This window comes from Lysobacterales bacterium, from assembly GCA_014946745.1.
Lineage (GTDB): Bacteria > Pseudomonadota > Gammaproteobacteria > Xanthomonadales > Xanthomonadaceae > Aquimonas.
In genome coordinates this window covers 2578882-2602739 of record JADCRD010000001.1, presented here as the reverse complement: position 1 = coordinate 2602739, position 23858 = coordinate 2578882, and the positions used below count along the sequence as shown (strand labels likewise).

General features: G+C 68.2%; 22 protein-coding genes. 8 read left to right on the top strand and 14 right to left on the bottom strand.

The window, feature by feature from the left end:
* Positions 1 to 233 precede the first annotated feature (233 nt).
* Together aroB and H4O13_10320 are read right to left on the bottom strand one after the other, a co-directional pair.
* Positions 234 to 1322, bottom strand: coding sequence for a 3-dehydroquinate synthase (gene aroB, locus H4O13_10325; GenBank protein ID MBE5315787.1), 1089 nt, complete (start codon positions 1320 to 1322; stop codon positions 234 to 236).
* Positions 1300 to 1881 (bottom strand): shikimate kinase, encoded by a 582-nt coding sequence (locus tag H4O13_10320; protein MBE5315786.1) that lies wholly within the window; start codon positions 1879 to 1881, stop codon positions 1300 to 1302. The genes aroB and H4O13_10320 overlap by 23 nt, the downstream gene beginning before the upstream one ends.
* A 45-nt stretch (positions 1882 to 1926) precedes the next feature.
* Between H4O13_10320 and xrtH the strand changes: the two genes are divergently transcribed.
* The 5 genes from xrtH (at position 1927) to ahpF (ending at position 6896) form a co-directional block, all read left to right on the top strand.
* Positions 1927 to 2454, top strand: a complete 528-nt coding sequence (gene xrtH, locus H4O13_10315) for an exosortase H (protein MBE5315785.1) — start codon at positions 1927 to 1929, stop codon at positions 2452 to 2454.
* Positions 2451 to 3299: an NAD-dependent epimerase/dehydratase family protein gene (locus H4O13_10310; protein ID MBE5315784.1), complete on the top strand. Its 849-nt coding sequence runs from the start codon at positions 2451 to 2453 to the stop codon at positions 3297 to 3299. The genes xrtH and H4O13_10310 overlap by 4 nt, the downstream gene beginning before the upstream one ends.
* Positions 3300 to 3451: 152 nt before the next feature.
* Positions 3452 to 4123, top strand: a complete 672-nt coding sequence (locus tag H4O13_10305) for a response regulator transcription factor (protein MBE5315783.1) — start codon at positions 3452 to 3454, stop codon at positions 4121 to 4123.
* A 399-nt stretch (positions 4124 to 4522) separates the two neighbouring features.
* Positions 4523 to 5086, top strand: a complete 564-nt coding sequence (gene ahpC, locus H4O13_10300; GenBank protein MBE5315782.1) for a peroxiredoxin — start codon at positions 4523 to 4525, stop codon at positions 5084 to 5086.
* A gap of 232 nt (positions 5087 to 5318) precedes the next feature.
* Entirely contained in the window at positions 5319 to 6896 is a 1578-nt protein-coding gene (gene ahpF, locus H4O13_10295; protein ID MBE5315781.1) for an alkyl hydroperoxide reductase subunit F, read from the top strand.
* 82 nt (positions 6897 to 6978) lie between these two features.
* Here the strand turns inward: ahpF and dxs are convergent, their stop codons facing one another.
* The 8 genes from dxs to H4O13_10255 all read right to left on the bottom strand — a co-directional run bounded on the left by dxs (position 6979) and on the right by H4O13_10255 (position 15771).
* The gene (dxs, locus tag H4O13_10290) at positions 6979 to 8880 is read right to left on the bottom strand and encodes a 1-deoxy-D-xylulose-5-phosphate synthase (protein ID MBE5315780.1); all 1902 of its coding nucleotides are present in this window, start codon (positions 8878 to 8880) and stop codon (positions 6979 to 6981) included.
* A gap of 200 nt (positions 8881 to 9080) precedes the next feature.
* The gene (locus H4O13_10285; protein ID MBE5315779.1) at positions 9081 to 10169 is read right to left on the bottom strand and encodes a hypothetical protein; all 1089 of its coding nucleotides are present in this window, start codon (positions 10167 to 10169) and stop codon (positions 9081 to 9083) included.
* A gap of 179 nt (positions 10170 to 10348) precedes the next feature.
* Positions 10349 to 10951 (bottom strand): HNH endonuclease, encoded by a 603-nt coding sequence (locus tag H4O13_10280; protein MBE5315778.1) that lies wholly within the window; start codon positions 10949 to 10951, stop codon positions 10349 to 10351.
* Positions 10952 to 11327: 376 nt separating this feature from the next.
* The gene (locus H4O13_10275) at positions 11328 to 11816 is read right to left on the bottom strand and encodes a GNAT family N-acetyltransferase (GenBank protein ID MBE5315777.1); all 489 of its coding nucleotides are present in this window, start codon (positions 11814 to 11816) and stop codon (positions 11328 to 11330) included.
* 98 nt (positions 11817 to 11914) lie between these two features.
* A complete protein-coding gene (locus H4O13_10270; GenBank protein ID MBE5315776.1) occupies positions 11915 to 13711 on the bottom strand; it encodes an acyl-CoA dehydrogenase C-terminal domain-containing protein in 1797 nt (598 codons plus the stop codon).
* Positions 13712 to 13738: 27 nt separating this feature from the next.
* Positions 13739 to 14236, bottom strand: coding sequence for an LEA type 2 family protein (locus H4O13_10265; protein ID MBE5315775.1), 498 nt, complete (start codon positions 14234 to 14236; stop codon positions 13739 to 13741).
* A 106-nt stretch (positions 14237 to 14342) separates the two neighbouring features.
* Positions 14343 to 15056, bottom strand: coding sequence for a UDP-2,3-diacylglucosamine diphosphatase (locus H4O13_10260; GenBank protein ID MBE5315774.1), 714 nt, complete (start codon positions 15054 to 15056; stop codon positions 14343 to 14345).
* Positions 15057 to 15126: 70 nt separating this feature from the next.
* On the bottom strand, positions 15127 to 15771 hold the full coding sequence (locus H4O13_10255; protein MBE5315773.1) for a peptidyl-prolyl cis-trans isomerase: 645 nt from the start codon (positions 15769 to 15771) through the stop codon (positions 15127 to 15129).
* Positions 15772 to 15969: 198 nt separating this feature from the next.
* Between H4O13_10255 and gltX the strand changes: the two genes are divergently transcribed.
* From gltX to H4O13_10240, 3 genes are all read left to right on the top strand, one after another.
* Positions 15970 to 17364, top strand: a complete 1395-nt coding sequence (gene gltX, locus H4O13_10250) for a glutamate--tRNA ligase (GenBank protein ID MBE5315772.1) — start codon at positions 15970 to 15972, stop codon at positions 17362 to 17364.
* A 63-nt stretch (positions 17365 to 17427) separates the two neighbouring features.
* Entirely contained in the window at positions 17428 to 17934 is a 507-nt protein-coding gene (locus H4O13_10245) for a transcriptional repressor (protein ID MBE5315771.1), read from the top strand.
* Entirely contained in the window at positions 17921 to 19645 is a 1725-nt protein-coding gene (locus H4O13_10240) for a succinylglutamate desuccinylase/aspartoacylase family protein (protein MBE5315770.1), read from the top strand. The genes H4O13_10245 and H4O13_10240 overlap by 14 nt, the downstream gene beginning before the upstream one ends.
* Positions 19646 to 19800: 155 nt before the next feature.
* Here the strand turns inward: H4O13_10240 and H4O13_10235 are convergent, their stop codons facing one another.
* The 4 genes from H4O13_10235 to H4O13_10220 are packed head-to-tail and all read right to left on the bottom strand — an operon-like array spanning position 19801 to position 23842.
* Positions 19801 to 20577 carry a response regulator transcription factor gene (locus tag H4O13_10235; protein MBE5315769.1) on the bottom strand — a complete coding sequence of 259 codons (777 nt, stop codon included), beginning with the start codon at positions 20575 to 20577 and terminating at the stop codon, positions 19801 to 19803.
* Entirely contained in the window at positions 20565 to 21830 is a 1266-nt protein-coding gene (locus H4O13_10230) for a hypothetical protein (GenBank protein ID MBE5315768.1), read from the bottom strand. Before H4O13_10230 ends, H4O13_10235 begins: the two co-directional genes overlap by 13 nt.
* Before the next feature lie 49 nt (positions 21831 to 21879).
* Positions 21880 to 22245, bottom strand: coding sequence for a hypothetical protein (locus tag H4O13_10225; protein MBE5315767.1), 366 nt, complete (start codon positions 22243 to 22245; stop codon positions 21880 to 21882).
* Positions 22246 to 22264: 19 nt separating this feature from the next.
* Positions 22265 to 23842, bottom strand: coding sequence for an ATP-binding protein (locus H4O13_10220; GenBank protein ID MBE5315766.1), 1578 nt, complete (start codon positions 23840 to 23842; stop codon positions 22265 to 22267).
* Positions 23843 to 23858 lie beyond the last annotated feature (16 nt).

Genomic DNA, 23858 nt, shown 5'->3' with positions numbered 1-23858 from the left:
GCGCGCTGCTGCGATGGGCTTCCAGCAGCGTCCGCGGTGGGCGTCGATCCGCGCTCAGAGGGTGCGAAACACGCAGCCTCTGTGGCGAGGGCGTTTGTGGGCGTTCGTGGCTGAGCGCGCGACGCGAAATCAAGCGAGTTTGGTGAACCCAATGAAGCGGAGTCCGCGTCGTGCGCCGCAGGCGATCGCCTCCGGAGCCAGCCGCAGAAGGCGGATGGCTTTCCGACGCGCTCTCAGTCGATGCTGTCCGCAAGCGCTGACAGGATGGCTTCATCGTCAACGCCCGCCACGATCTCGGCCGCGCCTGCCCGCTGCCACAGGATCAAGCGCAGCCGACCGGACAGCGTTTTCTTGTCCAGCCGCATCAACTGCAGCAGATGCGCGGGTTCGAAGCCGTTCGGCACGCGCACGGGCAGACCGAGGCGCGAGAGCAGGTCGGCGAGGCGCTGCGCATCCGCCTGGGGCGCGCGGCCGAGTCGAGCTGACAGCCGTGCGGCGATCACCATCCCCAGTGCCACCGCTTCGCCGTGGCGGAAGCGCTCGTAGCCACCGGCCGTCTCCAGCGCGTGGCCGAAGGTGTGGCCGAAGTTCAGCAGGGCCCGCTCGCCCTGCTCAGTCTCGTCGCGCGCCACCACATCGGCCTTGTAGCGACAGCTGCGCACGATGGCTTCCGCCAACGCATCGGCATCGCGGGCCAGCAGAGCCTCGGCGTGCGCATCGAGCCAGTCGAGGAAGCTGGAGTCGAAGATCGCGCCGTACTTCACAACCTCGGCAAGACCCGCACGAAGCTCGCGTTCGGGCAGCGTGGCAAGCGCGTCTGTGTCGGCAATGACGGCGCGCGGCTGATGAAAGGCGCCGACCAAGTTCTTGCCCTGCGGCAGGTCGACCGCGGTCTTGCCGCCGACCGAGGAATCGACCATGGCCAGCAGGGTGGTGGGCATCTGCACGAAGGCGATGCCGCGCATCCAGCAGGCCGCCGCGAAGCCAGCCAGATCGCCGACCACGCCGCCGCCAAGCGCGATCACGCAGGCATCGCGATTCGCGCGCAGGCCGGCGAGCGCGTCGATGGCCTCGCCGAAACGCGCGAGGGTCTTTTCCTCTTCGCCCGGCGGCAGCACGAGGCAGGCATGGTCAAGCCCGTCGAGCCCGGCGCGCACGCGCTGCAGGTAGCGGCGCGCGACGTGGTCGTCGCTGACCACGAGTACCTGTCGACCGGGCAGCAGCGGCCGCCACAGGGCTGCGTTCTGCAGCAGGCCGGCGCCGATGTGGATCGGATAGCTGCGCTGGGCGAGCTGGACCTCAAGGCTGCGCACGGGATTCAAGTCCGGGAAGGGGCAGGGGGGATGCCGGGCGCTGCCAGCGGCGGTCGAGCACGCGGGCGAGGCGCTCGGCGGCGGCGCCGATGTTCGGCTGGTTCGATTCGAATACCAGGTCGCAGACCTGGCGATAGAGCGGGTCGCGCAGCTCGGCCATCGCCAGCAGCCGTTGCTCGCGGTCCGGAACAGCGAGCAGCGGGCGGCTGCCGTCGTTGCGCAAGCGCTTCAGCTGTTCCCCGACGCTGGTCCGCAGCCAGACCACGAAGCCGCCGGCCCGCAGCAGCGCGCGGTTGTCGGCACGCAGCACCGCGCCGCCGCCCGTGGCGAGCAGCAGCCCCGCGCCGCTGCCGGCGAGTACCTCTGTCAGCGCCGAATGCTCACGCTCGCGAAAGCCCGCTTCGCCCTCGTGCTCGAAGATCAGCGGAATGCGCGCGCCGCAGCGCTGCTCGATTTCGCGGTCAAGATCGACGAAGGCGAGGCCAAAGCGTTTGCCGAGGCGCCGCCCGATCGTGGTCTTGCCGGCGCCCATCGGCCCGACGAGGATGAGGTTCGACGCGGGATTCATGGGCGGATGCTAGCATCGCCGGCTGGTCTTCCCCGGGTGTTCCCGATGCTGCGCTTCTTCCTCATTTTCATGGGCCTGCTGATCACGCTGTTCGCCGCGCGCATCAGTACCTACGGCACCAAATACGTCACCGAGCCCTTCACCGGCGTGCTGGCCGACATCAGCGCTCATCTGATCATGATGTTCGACCCGAACGTGCATGCCGAAGGGGTGATCATCCAGAGCACGACGAACGGATTCGCGGTCGCGATCGCACCAGGCTGCGACGGCATCGAGGCGGTGATCATCCTGATCTCCGCGCTGATCGCTTTCCCGTCGCCCTGGAAGCACAAGCTGATCGGCGCGGTGATCGGATTCTTCTGCATCCAGGCCTTGAACCTGGTGCGCATCATCAGCCTGTTCTACATGGGGCAGTGGAGCCAGGTCGCTTTCGACTGGTTCCACCTGTACCTGTGGCAGGCCTTGATTGTGCTGGATGCGCTCGCGGTCTGGCTGATCTGGCTGCGCTATCTGCCGAAGGCGCCGCGCCGGCCGCCGCCTGCCGCGGGTCCGGGGGAGCCGGCAGCGGCGTGAGCGCCGCGCGTCTCGGTGCCAAGCTGATGAAGGGACGGCGCGTCCTGTTGGCGGGCTTCGGCGATCTGGCGCAGCGGCTTACGCCCCGCCTGCTTGCGCGCGGCGATACCGTGTTTGGCCTGCGTCGCTCCGAGTGCGAGGTGCCCGCAGGCCTCACCCTGCTGCGCGCAGACCTGCTCTCACCCCACAGCCTGCGTGAGCTGCCGGACAGGCTGGACGCCGTGATCTGTACCCTCACCCCGGACAGCCGCGACCAGGCTGGCTATCGCCGTGCCTATATCGAGGCGCCGCTCAATCTGGTCGAGGCGCTCGGACTTGGCTGTCCGCGCTGGCTGTTCGCCTCCAGCACGGCGGTGTATGGCGGCGACGACGGCCGCCTGATCGACGACGACACGCCGGCGCAGCCCGACAGTTTCAATGGACACGTGCTGCTGGAGGCCGAGCAGGCGCTGGCAGCGCGCGTGCCCTCCCTGCTGGCGCTGCGCTTCAGCGGCATCTACGGTCCGGGTCGTCGGATGATGCTGCGCCGCGCCGCCACCGAGACGGTGGCCCGGCCGCACTGGAGCAATCGAATCCACGTCGAAGATGCGGCTGCGGCGATCGAGTTCTGCCTGGATCGTCCCGAATTGACCGGTGCCATCATCGTCAGCGATGGCTGTCCTACGCGCGAGGATGAGCTGCTGGGCTGGTTGGCGGCGGGCCTGGGTCGGGCGCCTCCGCATCTCGCGCCTGGGCAGGAAAGTGGTCGCCGAATCCTCCCGAAGCGCCTTATCGGGGCCGGTTTCCTCCCGCAATTCAGTGACTTCCGTCTGGGCTATTCGTCACTGCTGCATGAGACGGATTGACCGGCTATAGTGCCGTCACATTTTTTTAGCCTGGGCCACCGTTGCGCGGCGTCAGCCGCCGGTCCGAGTTTCGCCAGCGCTGGTCGCGGCGCGTCCCCGGGTAACAGCTTTTCAGGAGCGGCTAAATGGCTGAAGCGGCGGGCTTGGTCGGGCTGGTCGAGGACGACCCGGATCAGGCGGCACTGTATGGGTTCTGGCTTGAGCAGGCCGGATTCACCGTGCGCCACTACGAGGATGCGGGCGATTTCCGCCGCCGCCTTGGCGTGGAGTCGGTGGATCTGCTGCTGCTCGACTGGAACCTGCCGGATGAGAGCGGTCTGGACATCCTCACCTGGCTGCGTCGCGATGGCCATACGCGTTTGCCGGTGATCTTCCTCACCGCGCGCAACGACGAGGCCGATGTGGTGGCCGGGCTGCGTGCCGGCGCCGACGACTATTTGTCGAAGCCGCCGCGCCAAGGTGAGCTGCTGGCCCGTGTTGATGCCATGTTGCGGCGCGTCGGGCTCGGTCAGGATGCAGCCAGCGTCGAGGAGTTGCCGCCCTATGTCATCGATTACAGCCGTCGTCGCATCAGCATGAATGGCCGCGACATCAGCCTGACCGAGCGCGAGTTCGATCTGGCGGCCTTCCTGTTCCGGCGCCGCGGGCGCGTGGTCAGCCGCGAGGCTCTGTTGGAAGGCGTGTGGAACATTCGTAGCGATGTCGCCACCCGCACGGTGGATACCCACATCAGCCGGCTTCGCAAGAAGCTGGAGCTCGCCGGAGAGCACGGTTGGCGGCTGAATGCGGTCTACCAGCACGGCTATCGCCTCGAAGCCGGCTGAGTCCTGCGCGAGCCGAAGCTCGCGCTACCCAAAGTCCGCACGATCAACTCTCGGCCCGAAAGGGCCGAGCGCGTTTTTGTGCGCGTGTTCTGGCCTCGATTGACTGCCGCGAGGCCTTTTGCTGCACTCCAGCATCCGCGCCGTGCATGCTGCGCTGAAGCATCAGCCTGCGCTATTGCTCCGAGTCGGAGGCGCTCAGTCACAGCATCGAAAGCCACGTAAACGGCCGCGAGGCAGGCCCTCTTCGCTTCACGGTGCCTGCAAGGCGTGCTTGATAGTTTTTCGCTATCGCAGCAATTCACAAAAACGTCTTTACCCTTCGATAGGCCGCTCCTAACATCGCGGCCTGTTCGATTTTCCCAGTGTTTCAGCTTCCTCCCAACCCCAGGAGACTTTCCGATGTCGCTCATCAACACTCCGATCCAGCCCTTCAAGGCGCAGGCCTTCCACAACGGCAAGTTCATCGAAGTCACCGACGCGAGCCTCAAGGGCAAGTGGTCGGTCCTGATCTTCATGCCGGCCGCCTTCACCTTCAACTGCCCGACCGAGGTCGAGGACGCCGCCGAGAACTACGCCGAGTTCCAGAAGGCTGGCGCCGAGGTCTACATCGTCACCACCGACACCCATTTCTCGCACAAGGTGTGGCACGAAACCTCGCCGGCGGTGGGCAAGGCGAAGTTCCCGCTGGTGGGTGACCCGACCCACCAGCTGACGCGCGCCTTTGGCGTGCATATCGAAGCGGAGGGCCTGGCCCTGCGCGGCACCTTCATCATCAACCCGGAAGGCGTCATCAAGACAGCCGAAGTGCACAGCAACGAGATCGCCCGCGACGTCTCCGAGACCCTGCGCAAGCTGAAGGCCGCGCAGTACACCGCCGCCAACCCCGGCCAGGTCTGCCCGGCCAAGTGGAAGGAAGGCGCCAAGACCCTGGCTCCGTCGCTGGATCTGGTCGGCAAGATCTAAGCGGCATTTCTGTACGCAGCACGTCGTCGCGCCCGCGCCATGCGGGCGCGGCGATCGGGCCCAAGGCATTCGCCGATACCGCCGCACCTGCCGCGTCGCCGCCCGGGCAAGGGCGCTCCCGGCGCATGTCCCGACCCTTCGCCATGCGCGCTTGCGCCTGCCGTCTCCAGCGCTTCGAGACCGCAGGCACAAGGCCGCCTGCTCCGAGCCTCCCCTCCCCAGGAGTTCCGCCATGCTCGACGCCACCCTCAAGACACAGCTCGCCGCCTACCTCGAGAAGCTGCAGCTGCCGATCGAACTGAATGCGGCACTCGACGACAGCGAGTCCTCGCAGGAGCTGCGCGCCCTGATCGACGACATCGCCGCGCTGTCCAACAAGATCGCGGTCGGCACGCTGGTCGCCGAGCGCGTGCCCTCGTTCGAGATCCGCCGCGCGGGCACCGATATCGCGGTCGGCTTCGCGGGCCTGCCGATGGGCCACGAGTTCACCTCATTGGTGCTTGCTCTGCTGCAGGTCGGCGGGCACCCGTCGCGCGAGGACGCAGACGTCATCGAGCAGGCACGTGCGCTCGGTGGGAGCTACGTGTTCGAGACCTACTTCTCGTTGTCCTGCCAGAACTGTCCGGATGTCGTTCAGGCCTTGAACCTGCTGGCCGTGCTGAATCCCGGCGTGAAGCACGTCGCCATCGACGGCGCACTGTTCCAGGACGAAGTCGAGCAGCGCCAGGTGATGGCGGTGCCGAGTGTCTACTTGAACGGTCAGCCCTGGGCCAGCGGCCGCATGACGCTGTCTGAGGTTCTGGCCAAACTGGACACGGGCGCGGTGGCTCGCGCGGCGGAGAAAATCGCCGCCAAGGAGGCCTTTGACATGCTGGTGGTCGGTGGCGGCCCGGCCGGCGCTTCGGCCGCGATCTACGCCGCCCGCAAGGGAATCCGTACGGGGCTGGTGGCCGAGCGTTTCGGTGGCCAGGTTGCTGACACCCTGGGCATCGAGAACTTCATCTCGGTCAACCACACCGAAGGCCCCAAGCTGGTTGCGCAGATGGAGCAGCACGTCAAGGACTACGAGGTCGACGTGATGCCGCTGCAGCGCGCCGCTGAACTGTTGCCCGCCGGCGCTGACGGCCTGGTCGAGATCAAGCTGGAAAGCGGAGCATCGCTGAAGGCCCGCAGCGTGGTGCTGTCGACCGGCGCACGCTGGCGGCAGATGGGCGTGCCTGGCGAAGAGCAGTACCGCAACAAGGGTGTCGCCTACTGCCCGCACTGCGACGGCCCGCTGTTCCGCGGCAAGCGGGTGGCGGTGATCGGCGGCGGCAACTCGGGCGTTGAGGCGGCGATCGATCTGGCCGGCATCGTCAGCCATGTCACCCTGATCGAATTCGACACCAAGCTGCGCGCCGACGAGGTGCTGCAGCGCAAGCTGCGCAGCCTGCCGAACGTAGAAATCCTGGTGAACGCGCAGACTACCGAGGTGCTGGGCGATGGCCAGAAAGTCACCGGCCTGAACTGGCGGGACCGCGGCAGCCTGGAGATCCAGCCCATCGAGCTGGAAGGCATCTTCGTGCAGATCGGCCTGCTGCCCAACACAGAGTGGCTCAAGGGCACTCTCGCCCTGTCCGCCCGCGGCGAGGTCGAGATCGACGCTCACGGCAAGACCTCGCTGCCGGGCGTGTATGCGGCCGGCGACTGCACCACCGTGCCCTACAAGCAGATCATTATCGCCATGGGCGCAGGCGCCACCGCTGCACTCGGGGCCTTCGACCATCTGATGCGCGCCAGCGCGCCGGCGGAGCAGGCCAAGGCCGCCTGATACGCCGCGTCGGACCCGCTGTAAACGCAAACGCCCCGCTTCGAGCGGGGCGTTTGCGTTGGGGGCGGAAGACCGCGCCGGTTCAGCCGCCAACCACCCTGGCGGGCGCCACTTCCGGAAAGCGCGCGCGGATGCGGGCCAGTACGCCGGCAGCATCGAGCCCAACCGTGGCCAGCAGCTCTTCGCGGCCGGCGTGCTCCAGGTACTCGTCCGGCAGACCGAGGTGCTGCACCGGGACCTGCACACCTTCCGCGGCCAGCAGTTCGGCCACGCCGCTGCCGGCGCCGCCGAGCACGGCGTTGTCTTCGATCGTCACGAACGCCTCGTGGCTGCGCGCGAGTTCCAGCACCAGCTCGCGGTCCAGAGGTCGCACGAAGCGCATGTTGACGACGGTCGCGTCGAGCGTCTCACCTGCGGACAGTGCGGCCGGCAGCAGAGCGCCGAAGCTGAGGATGGCGATGCGGCGACCGCGGCGACGGATGTCCGCGCGGCCGATCGGCAAAGTGTCGAGGCTCGGCTGCACCGCCACACCTGGGCCGGTGCCGCGCGGGTAGCGCACCGCCGCCGGGCCCGCGTGCCTGAAGCCGGTGCTCAGCATCTGCCGGCACTCGTTTTCGTCGGCCGGCGCCATCACCAGCATGTTGGGGATGCAGCGCAGGTAGGACAGGTCGAAGGTGCCGGCATGGGTGGCGCCGTCCGGGCCGACGACGCCAGCGCGGTCGATGGCGAACAGCACGTCGAGGTCCTGCAGAGCGACGTCGTGGATCAGCTGGTCGTAGGCGCGCTGCAGGAAGGTCGAGTAGATCGCGACCACCGGCTTCGCACCCTCGCAGGCCATGCCGGCCGCCAGGGTCACCGCATGCTGCTCGGCGATCGCGACGTCGAAATAGCGCGCCGGATACTCCTTGCTGAAGCGCACAAGGCCCGAGCCTTCGCGCATCGCCGGGGTGATGCCCATCAGCTGCGCGTCGGCGGCTGCCATGTCGCACAACCAATCCGAGAAGACGTCGGTGTAGGTGGGTTTCTTGGCGCCCGCCTTGGCGACCAGGCCCTTCTCGGGATCAAACGGGCCGACCGCGTGATACCCGATCTGATCGCCTTCGGCCAGCTCGTAGCCCTTCCCCTTGGTGGTGATGACGTGCAAAAGCTGCGGGCCGTCGAGGTTCTTGAGCGTGCTGAGCGCACCAACCAGCTGGTGCAGGTCGTGGCCGTCGATGGGGCCTGTGTAGTGAAAGCCCATCTCTTCGAACAGCGTCGAAGGCACGAACATGCCTTTCCAGTGTTCTTCCCAACGCCGCACGAAGCGCGCGGCGGCGTTGCTGCGCTTGGAGCCCAGCAGTTTCTTGCCGCCCTCGCGCATGGCGTTGAGCGTGCGGCTGGCGGTCATGCGGCCGAACATCTTGGTCATGCCGCCGACGTTTTCGGAGATCGACATCCGGTTGTCGTTCAAGATCACCAGCAGGTTCGGCGGCGGCTCCATGCCGCCGGCATGGTTGAGCGCCTCATAGGCCATGCCGGCGGTCATCGCACCGTCGCCGATGATCGCCACCACCTTGCGCGGGTCGCCCTTGGCTTGGCAGGCGATAGCCATGCCGAGTGCGGCCGAGATCGAGGTGGAGCTGTGGCCGACGCCAAAGGTGTCGTAGTCGCTTTCCTCGCGCTTGGGGAACGGCGCCACGCCGTCCTTCTGCTTGACCGTGTGGATGGTGTCGCGACGGCCAGTCAGGATTTTGTGCGGGTAGCACTGGTGGCCGACATCCCAGACCAGGCGGTCCTCGGGCGTCTTGAAGGCCCAGTGCAGGGCGACAGTGAGTTCAACCACGCCGAGACCGGCGCCGAAGTGGCCGCCGCTCCTGCCGACGGATTCGATCAGGTAGGCGCGCAGTTCGGCCGCCGCCTGGGGCAGCTGGTCTTCAGAGATCTCACGCAGCTGAGCCGGCGCATCGATGCGTGCCAGCAGGGGGTAACGAGTCGGGTCGATCATCCGCGAATTGTCCGGCCTCGCGGAGGGGAGGGCAACTGGGCCCTGTTCGGGAATCGAGAATCGGGAATCGAGAATGGGGAATTGTCTACCCAAGCAAGAGGGACCGGCCCCCAAACGGGGCGGCACGCGGAAAGTGCCTCGTGAATGAGCAGAGGGTCGGCTTCTGCTCTCCCGATTCCCGATTCGCGATCCCCGGCTCTTCAGCCCCTCAGGCCGCGCAGCCGATTCAGCAGCCCCGTTCGAGCGGTTTCGGCGGCAGCGCTCGCCTGGCCCTGCTCCGGTTCAGCGAAGCCGGTGGCCAGGTAGGCATTGAGCAGGTCGCAGACCTCTTCACGGCTCGCCCCTGAGGCGGCCGCGATTTCGTCGACCGTAGCCGCCGCCTTCATCATCACGGTGGCGATGCGGAAGTGCTTGGGGAACTCACGCTCGATCTGCGGCCACTTGCCGAGCTTGAAGCGCGTGCCAGCGTCGAAGCCGATCAGCTGGCCTTCGCCCGCGTACAGCGCCGCCAGCCAGAGCAGGCGTTGGATCGGCTGGCGGCCGCCCAGTTCGGCCTCGAGCTCCGGCAGGCGAGCAGCCGGCAGGGGCTTGACGGAATGACTCGCGAGCGGCGGCGACAGGTACGCGACGTAGGGCTTCAGCGACGCGCCGCCCAGATAGGTTCTGCTGCTCGGGTCGATCACCAGCAGCGGTGCGGATGCTCGCTCGATGATGACGGGCTGGCTGAGCATTCCAGGCTGCAGATACTCGAACAGACTGCGGTCGCGGCTCGCTTCGATCTTTGCGACCTCAGGCGGCGCGGCAGCCGGCGTTGCCGGGGCGGCAGCGGCCTGGGCGGGGGGCGCGGCGCCGGGTGCAGACGTTGACGCAGCGCGGGGCGCGGCCTCGCCGGTGGCCGGCCGCGTCTCCGAGCGAGCCGTCTGCGTGGCCGCTGGCGCCGGGGGCGCTGACCGGGCGGGAGCGGGGGTCGAGCGCGAGGACGCGCCGAGAATCTTGCTCAGCAGGTCCGCGAGATCGCTTTCTTGTACGGGGCTGCTGAGCCGATGGTCTGCATCAACGCGGCTGCCGGCGGTAATGGCGATCAGCAGCTTGCCCGAACTCTGCGCCTGCATCAGGCCCATCTGGCCGTAGATCGAGTCAGCGTCGATGATCAGAGCCTCGGCCTCGGCTTCGGGTGCCAGGCTGACATCGGCGGCCGCGCGGCGCGCGGCGGATTTGAACAACTCGCTGAAGCTCGCCTCGTCGGCACGACTGAACCCGGACAGGCCGAACTTGCGGATCTGGGCCATGGTTTCCCCCCTGGCGTGCGGCGCTGGCGGGGCCGCACGGGAATCGTGTGTGGGTCTTCGCGAAGACCGTCGGCGTCAGCGCCTGGGCCCTCTCGCATCGACAAAGAGCGGATGACCAGCGCCCGCAGCGCCTGCCCGCCTGAAGCAGCCGCGCAGTGTTGATGAAAGCGCAGCGAGCGTCAATTCACCCGCGCGCTTGGGCTGCGCTTGGGCAGATGGCTGCGCAAGAACTCCATCTGGTCGGCGAGGATGTTGCGGTTGGACAGAATCAGGTGTTCTACCCAGCTCGGGCGGTAGGGAACGGCCAGCAGCGGCATGCGGGCCTCCTGCGGCGTCCGATTGCCTTTGCGCAGATTGCAGGCGACGCAGGCGGAGACCACGTTCGTCCAGACGTCGCGGCCGCCGCGGGAGGTCGGCACGACGTGATCGCGGGTGAGCTCGTGGCGGTTGAAGTGGCCGCCGCAATACAGGCACAGGTGGCGGTCGCGGGCGAACAGCGCACCGTTGTTGAGTGCAGGCGAGGGGTCGATCGCGGCCGGACGGGCATGGCCACGGGCGGCGACGATGGGGTGGAGCTCGATGATGCTCTGACAGCCCTTGAGTCGGCTGTAGCCGCCGTGGACCACGGCGCAGGGCTGGCCGAGCGTCCAGGCCACCGCCTCGCGGACGTACAGGCAAACGGCGTCCTGCCAGCTCATCCAGTCGAGAATGCGTCCATGCGCATCCAGCGACAGGACTCGGGTGCGTTCCAGGGCGTGAAGCTGGGCTGCCGCTCGCTGCATGCTGCGCTCCTTCCGAACTTCAGGGACGACGCGGTCTCGCAGGTGCGAGGCCGCGCCATAGCCGGAAGCTCGGTCGTCGCTCGAAGCCGCACGCGCGGCGACGCACGCTCAGCAGGCCATGCGCAGTTCCGGGGTCGGGCACGCGCGAGGGAGCCCGAGCATATCGGTTTTGTGCGGCGGGCGGGTGATCGATCGGCGAGCCCGGCGCCAGCCAGTCCGACGCGGGCGCAGCGCAGCGCGCCGGATCGCTGGCAGATCCACGCGCAGTCGGGCCGGTGATGAACTTGGCTGCGACTGCGGGCGCGTCAGCGACGCAAGGGCTGCAGGGGGCGCCTGGTGAACCCGCGCGCCTGAGCGGGCTGCGCGCCGGTCGCTGTCAGAGCGGCTTCGCCATGCGCAGCAGCTCGACCCCGAAACCGACGGCCTCGTACAGTTCTCGCGCCCGCGTATTGCCGGGGAAGACCGCCAGCGTCAGCCGTTCGCAGCGGTGCTCACGAGCGAAGGATTCGGCGTAGCCGATCATCGCCCGGCCGATGCCTTGGCCGTCCGCGCCCCTGGCGACGGCGATGTCCGAGACGTGGCAGTTGAGGTGCCCGGTGAAGAAGTCGGTCACTGTCTGCAGATGCAGGAAGCCCAGGCGCTTGCCGCTTTCGGCGTCTTCTGCGACGAACAGGAAGGAGCCGGGCGGCTGGTTCTCCAGATGCTTCAGCAGATCGCGACGTATGCCTTCCGAGACCACGTTCTTCTTGCGCCACTTCGGCAGCTCGAAATCAACGAGGCGTTCGACGAGACCCAGGATGAACTCGTCGTCGTCGGCCTCTGCGGAACGGATCAACAGCTCGGTGTCACCGGCCTGGATGTGCATTGGTTCGCGTGCGAGCGTGCAGTGGAGGAGGCACTGTTTTACCCCGTCCGCGCGGGCGGGGGAAGGGCGGACCGGCGAAGGCCGGCCCGCTCCGGGCATCAGACGATCGCGAACAGCGCTTCGTCGAGCGCCATCAGGCTGTCGCTGCCGGCGCGGATGGTGGCCGCATGGCTCAGGGTGCGCGGCAGCAGGCGCTTGAAGAAGAAGCGTGCGGTCTCGCGCTTGGCGCTGCGGAAATCGTCCGCATGGCCGTTGGCGTCGGCGGCGGCCACCGCGCGCGCCGACCAGTAGGCGAGGGTGACGTAGCCCGAGTAGAACAGGTAATCGACCGCCGCCGCTCCTAGCTCCTCGGGATTCTTCTGCACGCGCTGCGCGATCTCCATCGTCAGCTGCTGCCAGTCCTGCGCGGCCTGCGCGAGCGGGGCGATGAATTCGGCCAGCTCCGGCTTGCCGGTGTTGGCGCTGCAGAAGTCGACGATCATGCCGAGGAACAGCTTGAAGCCGGCGCCCTGCTGCTGGATCACCTTTCGGCCGAGCAGGTCAAGGGCCTGGATCTGGGTCGTACCTTCGTAGATCGTGGTGATGCGGGCGTCGCGGGCGAGCTGCTCCATGCCCCACTCGCGCACATAGCCATGGCCGCCAAAGCACTGCAGCGCGTTGTAGGTGCATTCCACCGACGCTTCTGTCAGCACGCCCTTGACGATGGGTGTCACGAAGCTCAGCAGGGCATCAGCCTCAGCGCGTGCTTCCGGCGTCGGCGCCTTGTCGACCAGATCGACGAGGCTGGCGGCGTGCAGCGCCAGCGCGCGGCCGCTCTCGGCGAAGGCCTTGCAGGTCAGCAGCATGCGGCGGATGTCCGGATGCACGATCAGCGGGTCGGCCGGCTTGTCGGGCCGCTTCGGCCCGGACAGCGAGCGCATCTGCAGGCGATCGCGCGAATAGGCCAGCGCGTTCTGGTAGGCGCGATCGATGAGGCCCAGGCCCTGGATGCCGACCGCCAGGCGCGCCGAGTTCATCATGGTGAACATGGCATTCAAGCCCTTGTTGGGCTGGCCGATGAGCCAGCCCTGGGCACCGTCGAAGTTCATCACGCAGGTGGCCGAGCCGTGGATGCCCATCTTGTGCTCGATGCTGCCGCAGCGCACCGCGTTGCGCTCGCCGACCGTCCCGTCCTTGGCCACCTTGAGCTTGGGCACGATGAACAGCGAGATGCCCTTGGTGCCAGCGGGTGCGTCGGGCAGGCGCGCCAGCACCAGGTGCACGATGTTGTCGGTGAGGTCGTGCTCGCCGCCGGTGATGAAGATCTTGGTGCCGGTCACCGCATAGCTTCCGTCGGCTCCCGGTTCGGCGCGCGTTTTCAGCAGGGCCAGATCCGAGCCACAGTGGGGTTCGGTGAGGCACATCGTGCCGGTCCAGCGGCCTTCGACGATGGGCTTGAGAAAGACCTCCTGCTGCCAGGCCTCACCGTGGTGCTTGAGCGCTTCGGTCGCGCCATGCGACAGCAGCGGATAGTTGCCCCAGCTGAGGTTGGCGGCGTCCAGCATCTCCTTGAACGCGGCACCTACCAGCTCGGGCAGGCCCTGGCCACCGAACTGTTCGGGCGCGGTGAGCCCACTCCAGCCGCCTTCGACAAACTGGGCATACGCCTCACGGAAGCCTTTCGGGGTGCGCACGGAGCCGCTGTCCTTGTCGTGCGTGCAGCCCTCGTCGTCGCCACTCATGTTGAGCGGCGCCAGCACTTGCTCGGCGAAACGCGCGGCTTCGTCCAGCACCGCGTCGACCAGCTCACGATTGAAGTTCTCGCCCCCGGGCAGCTTGGCCGCATGGGCCTCGAAACCGACGAGATCGTGCAGGGCGAAGCGCAGGTCGCGGACGGGAGCGCGGTAGCTGTTCATGGCGGGGTCTCTTCAGGGCGTGGTGGATCAGCGCAGCACGCCGTCGAGCCCCGGCATCGGGGTCAGCGCGCTGTCGAATTCGAAGCGGTCCTGGCGATTGCCGGGTTCGCTGGTGGTGAGGGTGCCGGTCAGCCGGTAGCCAAGACCGCGGCGAGTTTCGAGTGCGCTGCGGACCGCCTGGGCGGCAGCCTCCGAGGCCTGCAGCTCGATCCTGATGATCTCGGCGCTATTGGCTGGAATCGTGTCAGCGATGACGTGCGCGATGGGCGCGGCGGAGACGCCGTCGATCTCAAGTTCGGCGTCGATGCGATCGAAGCGCATGGCCACCGTGCTGAAGTTCTGGAGGCGCAGCTGCAGCTCCCAGCGCCCGTCCTCCAGCACCCGCAGCTCCTGCACGCTGGCGCTGGGCGGAAAGATGCGCTTCTTGGGGCCGCCGCCGGCGCAGGCGCCGAGGAGGCTGGCCAGAGCGACCAGCAGCAGCATTCGGGCGGCGAGAGCGAAGGCGTCGCGAGGGGAGGGATTCATGTCCGTGCTCCAGCGTACGGTGGGGAGGATAACAGCCGCGGTCGCAGTTGCCGCGTCAAGCCGCGGACGCATGCGCTGCGGGTAAGGGCGGGCGCAGCGGGCGCGATCAGAGGCGATCCAGCTGCCACCGGCACCGGTCGCCGCGCACGCGCAGCACGCTGCCCTGTTCGTACCAGTCGCCGAGCACGTAGCGGCGCGCGCCGTCCGGCAGCGCGTGCACGGCGGGGCGATGCGTGTGGCCGTGGATCATGCGCCGGACGCCGTACAGGGTCAGCATCGCGGCGATCGCTTCGGGCTGTGCGTCGGTAGTGTCCGACTGCAGCGAGGCCTGGTAGCGCTGACTCTCACCTCGGGCCTGAGCGGCGAAGGCCTCGCGCTCGGCCTGTGGGCGTGCGAGGAAGGCCGCCTGCCATTCCGTTCGACGGCATTCGGCACGGAAGCGCTGGTAGGCCCGATCGGCTGTGCACAGCAGATCGCCGTGCAGCAGCAGGGTAGGCTCGCCATCGAGCGCCACCACGCAGGGGTCGGGCAGCAGCTGCAGCCGGGCGCGACGCGCGTAGGCGGCGCCCAGCAGAAAATCGCGATTGCCGCGGATGAACCCGAGCCGGGTGCCCGCGCGCGCGCAGTCTGCCAATGCGCGGCCCACTTCGATGCCGAGCTCGCCCGGCGCGTCGTCGCCGATCCAGGCCTCGAACAGGTCGCCGAGTATGTACAGCGCTTCGGCCTGCTGGGCCTCATCGCGCAGAAAGCGCAGAAACAGCTCGGTGATCTGCGGACGCGCTGCGTCCAGGTGCAGGTCGGAGATGAAAAGATGGCTCACGCCGGCCTCGGTAAGCGATGGAATCGATGCGATGCCCGGGCCCGGCGCGCGGCCAGGCCCGGACGAAATCTCAGCCGGCGGCGGGCGCTTCGGCGACGATTTCGGCGCTCTCGATCAGCACCGGCTCCAGCGGTACATCGCGCGGCAGTGGGCCTTGGCCGCCAGTGGGGATGGCGATGATCTTGTCGATCACCTCCATGCCTTCGACCACCTTGCCGAATACCGCATAGCCCCACAGTCCGTCCTGCTCGGAAACGAAGTCGAGACGCTGGTTGTCGACCACGTTGACGAAGAACTGCGCGGTGGCCGAATGCGGGTCGTTGGTGCGCGCCATCGCGACCGTGCCGCGCAGATTCGACAGCCCGTTGTTGCCTTCATTCGGAATCGCCGCGCGGGTTGGCTTGAGCTGCAGGTCCGCGGTGAAGCCGCCGCCCTGGGCCATGAAGCCCGGGATGACGCGGTGGAACACGGTGCCGGCATAGAAGCCGTCGCGCACATACTGCAGGAAGTTCTCCGACGACTTCGGCGCCTTGACCGGATCCAGCTCGATCACGATGCGGCCGAGAGTGGTGTTGAGAGCCACGCGCGGTGTGGGTGCGACGGGCTGTTCGGTCGTAGGAGCCGGCGCGGGCGCCGGGGCCGGGCTGGGTGTGGTCTCCTGGGCGAAGCTGGAGAACGGCAGGAAGGCGAGCGTCAGGGCAAGGCTGCGAAGCATGGCGGTTCCTCTTGGATGCGAAGGGAATCAATGGCGGTGATGCGAGCGGTCGCAGGGACCGACGCCGACCCAACGGCCGGGCCCGGCATTGTAGGCAGCAAGCGGGGCCAACCGCGCGCCGGTGAAGTGGCGGGCGGGGCCGGAGGTTCCGGGCGGCGCTGCTACAATCCGCGCCCGCTTTCGCCGCCCGGCCCTGCCATGACCTGTCGCACCCGCTTCGCCCCCAGTCCCACCGGCTATCTGCACATCGGCGGTGCCCGCACCGCGCTGTACTGCTGGCTGGCCGCGCGCCACGAGGGCGGGCAGTTCGTGCTGCGCATCGAGGACACCGACCGCGAGCGCAGCACCCAGGAGGCGGTCGATGCCATCCTCGACGGCATGCGCTGGCTGGGCCTCAACGCTGATGAAGGCCCGATCTTCCAGACCCATCGACTCGAGCGCTACCGCCAGGTGGCCTCCGAGCTGGTGCAGGCGGGGAAGGCCTACTACGCCTACGAGACGCGCGAAGAGATCGACGCGATGCGCGCTGCCGCCACCGAGCGCGGCGAGAAACCCCGCTACGACGGCCGCTCGCGCGAGCTGAACCTGCCGCGCCGGGACGACCCCAACCGGGTCATCCGCCTGAAGAATCCGCTGGCCGGCAGCGTGGTCTTCGACGACCGCGTGAAGGGTCGGATCGAGTGGTCGAACACCGAGCTCGACGATCTCGTGCTGATCCGCTCGGACGACTACCCGACCTACAACTTCGCGGTGGTGATCGACGATCTCGATATGGGCATCACCGATGTGATCCGCGGCGACGACCACGTCAACAACACGCCGCGCCAGATCAATCTGTACGAGGCTCTGGGCGCTGCGGTGCCGCGCTTCTCGCACCTGCCGATGATCCTCGGCGCCGACGGCGCCAAGCTCAGCAAGCGCCACGGCGCGGTGAGCGTGATGCAGTACCGTGACGATGGCTACCTGCCGCATGCGCTGCTGAACTACATCGTGCGTCTGGGCTGGAGCCATGGTGATCAGGAGATCTTTTCGATCGAAGAGATGATCCGCCTGTTCCGCATCGACGACGTCAACCGCGCGGCCTCGCGCTTCGACTTCGACAAGCTGGCCTGGTTGAACCAGCACTATCTGAAGACCGATGACCCCGCTGAAGTCGCAAAGCACCTGCACTGGCACCTGGAGCAGGCCGGCTACGACCTGGCCTCTGGGCCCAAGCCCGCTGACGTCGTGGTGGCCCTGCGCGATCGCGTCAAGACGCTGAAGGAGATGGCCGAGCGGGCGGCGCTCTGGTACCGGCCGATCGAAGTCTGGGACGAGGCCGCCGTCGAGAAGCACCTGAAGCCGGCGGCTGCGGTGCTTCGCGAAGCGCATGCCCGCTTCGCCGCCCTGACCGAGTGGAGCCCGACCGCGGTCCACGGCGCGCTCGAAGCGACTGCCGCTGCACTGGATCTGGGCATGGGCAAGGTCGCCCAGCCCCTGCGCGTCGCGACCACCGGTGGCACGGTGTCGCCGTCGATCGAACACACGGTCTATCTGGCTGGACAGCACGGTGCGTTGAAGCGCCTGGAGGACGCGCTGGCGCGCATCGCCTGAGCGCGCCACGGGATCGCAGCGAAGGGCCGAGGGTGCGAGGGGCCGGTGCTATGATCCCGGCCCATGTCGCACTCGCACGCGCCCGGCCGGCAGGCCTGCCACCATCCTGAAAGCCATGTGCATGACCCCGCCGCCTACCTCGCCGAGGTGGCCGCGGTGTGCCGTGAGCGTGGCCTGCGCCTGACCCAGCTGCGCGAGCAGGTGCTACGCCTGATCGCCGAAGCCGAAAAGCCGGTCAAGGCCTATGCCCTGCTGGATCAAATGCGCGACGCGCGTGGGCCGGTGGCGCCGCCTACGGTCTATCGCGCACTCGACTTCCTGCTCGAGAACGGCTTCATCCACAAGCTGGAGTCGATCAACGCCTTTGTCGGCTGCCATCATCCGCGCCAGCAGCATTCGGTGCCGTTCCTCATCTGTAAGCGCTGTCTGGCGACGGTGGAGCTGGAAGACGAGGCGGTGACCCGCCTGCTGCTGCAGCAGGCGCGCGCCCTCGGCTTCGAGCCGCATGCGCAGACCCTGGAAGTGCATGGTCTGTGCGCCAACTGCGGGGCCGCGAATGCGGCTCGTTGAGGGGGCGCACACGCCCAAGCCCACCCGTGCCGCAGGCCTGCGGTTCTGGTGTGTGCTGCTGCTGGCGGCGGGTGCGGGCCTCGCCCAGGCCTCTGAACTGGCGCGACCACCGCTGTCGACGCCAGCAGCGCCGATTGAGCTCGGACCTTGGCCGGATCCGGTGGCCGCCGATCCGCCCGAGGGCGGCGAGACTCTGCCGCTGCCGGCATTGGAGCGGGATGCGCCCGCGCTGATGGAAAACCTGCCGGAGGTCGCACCGCTCGCACCTTCGGCACCGGCCCCGCTCACCTCCGACTCGACCGGGACAGAAGTCAGCAGCGAGATGCTTTCAGGGACGCCGGGACATCCGGATTTCATCGGGCCGCCCGCACCGACGTCGGCAGCGGGCAGCGTGCAACAGGACGCAACGGCGGCGGGCGAGCCGCTGCCTTCGGACGGGGTCGCCGAGCAGAGCCCGACCACTCAGCTCGACGAGGCGACCCGCCTGCGCCTAGCCTACGACTGGCCGGGACAGCCGGACGCCGGCCCGCCCGCGATCGAACCGGCCGGCGACCCCGAGAGCCGGGACTTCGTAGGACCCAAGCTGATGCGCGCCTTCAGCCTGCTCGGCGAGGAGGTCGCTCCCGGAACGCGCACGCGTCTGTACTGGAATGCCAGTCAGACCTATGCCGGCGGCGACATGCGCACTCCGGTGGATGTTGTTCACGGCGATCGGCAGGGGCCGGTGCTGTGCCTCACCGCTGCCGTGCACGGCGACGAACTGAACGGTGTCGAGGTGGTGCGGCGGGTGATGTCGCAGGTCGCGCCCAGCCCGCTCGCCGGCACCGTGATCGGCGTGCCGGTGGTCAATCTGTTCGGCTTCAGCCGCAATTCGCGCTACCTTCCGGACCGCCGCGACCTCAACCGGTTTTTCCCCGGCAGCCCGACCGGCAGCATCGCCTCGCGCATCGCCTACAGCTTCTTCGACCAGGTGGCGCGCCACTGCGACGCGCTGGTGGATCTGCACACCGGCAGCTTCGACCGCATCAATCTTCCGCAGGTGCGCGCCGACCTGCGCATCCCGCACGTGCTCGAGTTCACCCGCGGCTTCGGCGCGACCCCGGTTCTGCACAGCGGTGGTTCGCGCGGAATGCTGCGCGTGGCCGCCACCCAGGCGGGCATTCCGGCAGTGACCTTCGAGGTCGGCGGCCCGGGCGAGCTCGAACCGCGCGAGATCGACGCCGGCGTGCAGGCGGTGCTGACCTTGCTGCACAAGCTCGGCATGGTGCGTGACAGCCCCGAATGGCTGGAGCCGCAGGCGATCTTCTACGAGTCGCGCTGGGTGCGCGCCAACCGCGGCGGCATGCTGATCAGCGATGTGGCACTCGGTGAACGCGTGCAGCGCGGACAGCGCATCGGCGTGATCGTCGATCCGCTGGAAAACGCCGAAACCGACATCGTCGCCAGCGTGTCCGGGCGGGTGATCGGCATGGCCCTGAACCAAGTGGTTCTGCCGGGCTATGCGATCTTCCATCTGGGCGAGGAAACCAGCGAAACGGGGGCGGTGAATCAGGCCGAGACCGGTCAGGCCGTGCTGCCCTACGAAGAGGATGCCGGGCGTCCGCCGGCAAACGGGGATGCGGCCTCGGATCCCTTGGACGACCCCACGATGGAATCGGAACGGCCCGAGGACGCTGCGGTCGAGGACGAGCGCGTCGAGACCTACGAGTAGCTCGATCGGTTGACCGAACCGCGTCGGTCTGGCGCACGATCCAAAAGTGTCGGGCAACGAGTTGAGCTCGCGCCCGCCGCGGATGTGGCGTTCGTAGACCCAGCCGTGAGTGCCTGTGGCGACGGCTGCGGCATGCGCAGAGATGATCCATGCGGTCAGTTGTCGCCGCGCGGCTCCTCGCCGGGGCGGGCGAACAGATAGCCGCGGGCGCGAATGGTCTTGATCAGTCGCGGCTGGGTCGGGTCGTCACCGATGCGCGCGCGCAGCTGCGAGACCAGCAGATCGATGCCGCGGTTCTGGCCGTCGTAGTCGATGCCGCGCAGGCCGCTGAACAGCTCTTGCCGCGACAGCACGATGCCGGCGTTCTTCAGGAACAGCCGCAGCAGACCGAACTGCGCTTCGGTGAGTTCGACCGGCTCGCCGTGCACGCGCACCTCGTGTGCACCCTCATCAAGGGTGATGCCGCTGAGGCTGAGCACGGCAGGCGCCTGCGAGGCGGGCGTAGGCGCTGCTCCACCCCCAGCGCCGGCAGTCACGAGCTCGCGACGCAGCAAGGCGCGCACGCGCGCCAGCAGCACTCGCGGCTCGACCGGCTTGCGCACGTAGTCGTCGGCACCCAGTTCGAGGCCCAGCACCTGGTCGATGCTGTCCTCGCGCGCCGTGAGCATCAGGATGCGTCCGTGATAGTGCGGCCGCACCTGCCGGCAGATACCGAAGCCGTCCTCGCCCGGCAGCATCAGGTCGAGTATCACCAGTGCATAGGGATCGCCAAGGATGCGCTGCACAGCCGCGCGGCCGTTCGGTTCGAGGTCGACCCGATAGCCTTGGGCGCTCAGGTATTCCTGCAGCAGGCTGCCGAGCTCCGGGTCGTCCTCGACGACCAGCAGGCGTGACGGGGCGCTGTCCGGGGCTTCGCTGTTCAACGGTTCCATTCGATGCCGATGTCAATGCTGGTGCGGTCAAGAGAGGTCGCGAGGCCGCCGATCGCCGACAGCTGCCGTCGCAGGCGGAGCTGCAGGCTCCAGCGGGCGTCCAGGTGATAGCGGTAGCGGGCTTCAAGGCTGCGGTAGATGATTCGGTCGACGCCGACCGCGACTGGCGTCGGCGGGTCGCCGCTGGGGTCCTCGAACTCCGGCACGATGGCGAAGGGCGGTTGGCCGCTACCGCCGTAGCGATAGCGACTGTCATCGAGGCTGAGCGACCACTCCTGGCGCTCACTGCTGCGGCCGGCGTGCAGGCTGGCACGCTTGAGATCGCGGGCCTGCACCGGGTTGCGCGCGGCCTCCTCGCGATACTCCAGATCCAGCGCCACCCACCATTGGATTTCGCGGCCGAACAGCAGCTGGCTGCGCAGGCTGCCGGCCCAGTGGTTGGCATCGAGTCCCGCGAAAGCGGCGCTGTCATAGCGACGCCAGGCGCGCTCCAAGCCAAGACGCATCGACAGCGGATCGTGGCTCAAACCTGCCGCGAGTTCGACGCTGCCATCGCTCAAGAGGGCAGCGTCGGCACGGCGCAGATGGCGCACACCGGGGCTCAGCGACAGGCCGAACAAACCGCTCGGCCGCCATTCGGCTCCGCCGCGCAGCCGCAGATCCTGCAGATCGAAGTCGCCCTCGCGGGCGTATCGGCGCAGGTTGAGATCCGCGTCCAAACGGCCGTTGAAGCGGCCGACACCGACGCTGCGCAGGCGCAGGCGGCCCCCGGCTTCGACATAGTCGTCCGGGCGCCCGCCGACCGTGCCGATCGTTGTGCTGGTGCCTTCGCGGCGGGCGTCGAAGTCGGCGAAGCTGGCGACGTTGTCGTCATACCCCAGCGCGGCTCGCAGGCCGAAGCGCGCGGTGGAGCGCGAGGTAAGGCGGTAGCGGGCTTCGTCGCGCAGCGCCTGCAGGTTGGCGCGCACGTTGCGCGGCAGATCCAGTGCCAGCAGGCCGTCGATCTCGTCGATGCTGTCCTGCATCCGATGCAGGCGGTACAGGCTGAGCGCCCGCTCTGCACGCGCGCGCAGACGCTGTGGGTGGGCGGCGATCAGGGCATCCAGCAGTTCAAGCGCTGCGTGTTCGCCCTCGCGCTCACGGGCTTCGAGTGCCTGCTGAAGACACCCCTCGGCATCGCCACAGGGAGGAGGGGCGCCAAGCGCAAGCGGCGACAGCGCAAGCAGAAGAACGCCGATGCAGGCAGCAAGCACCGGCGCGCGCGGCGGACATCGACGAGGAGTGGTGTGGGTAGGACCGCGCTCAGTTGCCAGCATCGGGCTTGGGCGGCGGCAGTTCAATGCGGCCGCTGTCCCAGGCATTCAGATCGATTTCGTCACGTCCGACGGTGCCGGACGTGGAATCGCCGCGGGCGGCGGCATCGATCGGTTCAGGGGTGGGGGCGCGCTCGCGCTGACCGAGGGCCAGCAGCGGATCGCGTCCAGCGCGGCGTGGCGCGCGGTTCCAGATGCCCCAGTCCTCGGCGGCGGGCTTGGCAGCCGAAGTCGCAACCGCTGCAGCCTTGTCCGGCGCGGCTTCGCGAGTGTCGACTGCGGGTTCGGCGGCCTGGGCAGAAGCCAGGGCCGGGAAGATCAGAACAGCCAGCAGTGCGAGCGAGGAGGTCTTCATAGCGCGCGAGTGTAGCCGTTCATGGATGTGCAGGCGAGGGGGGCGCCCCGGCGGTGCCCCAGGGCAGCTGCAGTTCGAAGCGGGCGCCGCCCAGACGGGCGACTCCACAGGCGATGCAGCCACCGTGCCGCTCGGCGATCCGTCGCACGATCGCGAGGCCGAGCCCGTAGCCGCCCGAGGCCTTGCTACGGCTCTCGTCCAGCCGCGAGAACGGCTCAAAAATGCGCTCGCGCTGGCTCTCAGGCACGCCTGGGCCGTCGTCCTCGATGGCGATCGTGACCCCGCTGCCCGCCTCGCGCAGCTCGATCTCGACGCGCGAGCGTGCGTGCCGGAGCGCGTTGCCCAGCAGATTCTGCACGGCTCGCCGAAGCAGGGCGCGATCGGCCGCCAGCGGTCGCGCTGGCGCCTGCAGGTCAGCAGACAGCTCGATGTCGCGGGCCAGCACGCGCTGGTCCTGCACTACCGCGCGCAGCTCGTGGGCCACATCGACCGGCTGCGAGGCGAGGACCACGCCACCCTCGTCCAGACGCGAATAGGTGATTGCTGCGTCGATCAGGCTTTCCAGTTCGTCGAGATCACGGCGGATGCCCGCGATGCGCTCCTGCTGAGCGGGATCGGCTTGCAGCAGCTCAAGGCGCAAGCGTACCCGCGCCACGGGCGTGCGCAGGTCGTGCGAGATGCCCTGCACCAGCTCCTGCTGCGATCTCAGAAGACTGCGGATGCGACCCGCCATGCGATGCGTGGTCTGGGCGAGGCGACCGATGGCATCGGACGAAGCCGGTCCCAGCTCGCCCAGTTCGAAGTCGGATGTGCCAAAACGCGCCAACGCGCGGTCGATGTGCTGCAGCCGTCGTTCGAGGGTGCGGATCGCCCACAGTGCTGCGCCGGAGAAGGCCAGCGCGGCGATCACGATCAGGGCCAGCACGGTCGAGGCCGGCAGCGGGCCCAGGCTCGGCACTGGGCCCACAGCCAGGACGTCGCCGCGTTCACCGTACGGAGCAAAGAAGCGCGTGCTGGGGCGGCCGCCATCGCGCCATTCGATCTGCATCACCACTTCACCAGCGGCGATGCGCTCGCGCTGGCGCGGGTCGAGTTCGACTTCGTTGAGACCGAGGTGGCGCAGCGGGTACGGCAGCCGGTCAGCGATTCGGCGCAGCGCTTCGCGCTGCTCGGCGGGCGGCAGGCGGCCCAGCTCGTTCAGCAGCAGGAAGGTGGTGGCTCGCCACTGCTGCTCGGTCCAGTTCTGGAACAGCAGCACCAGCTGCTCGTTGTCGCTTCCTGGCAGGGCCAGTCGGGCGCGGTACTGCTGCTCGCCCATCCGCTCGACCACCAGCTCCGACGGCGGCTGGGGGGTGGTCTCGACCTTGAGCTCCGAGGTCAAGAGCCGAGAGGCGATGTCGATCCAGCGCTGGCGATCCTCGCCGGCATGACGGGCGACGCCCTCGGCCATCAGCTGCATGGGTGCCGACAGCACCGCCTCGCGGTAGCGGGCGGCACGCTGCGACTCGACGAGGCTGATCGCGGCCACGACGCCGCCAGCGATCAGCAGCATCGCCAGGATCAAGCCGACATAGAGGCGAACGAACAGGCTGGGCACGGCGAGGTGAGTCGGG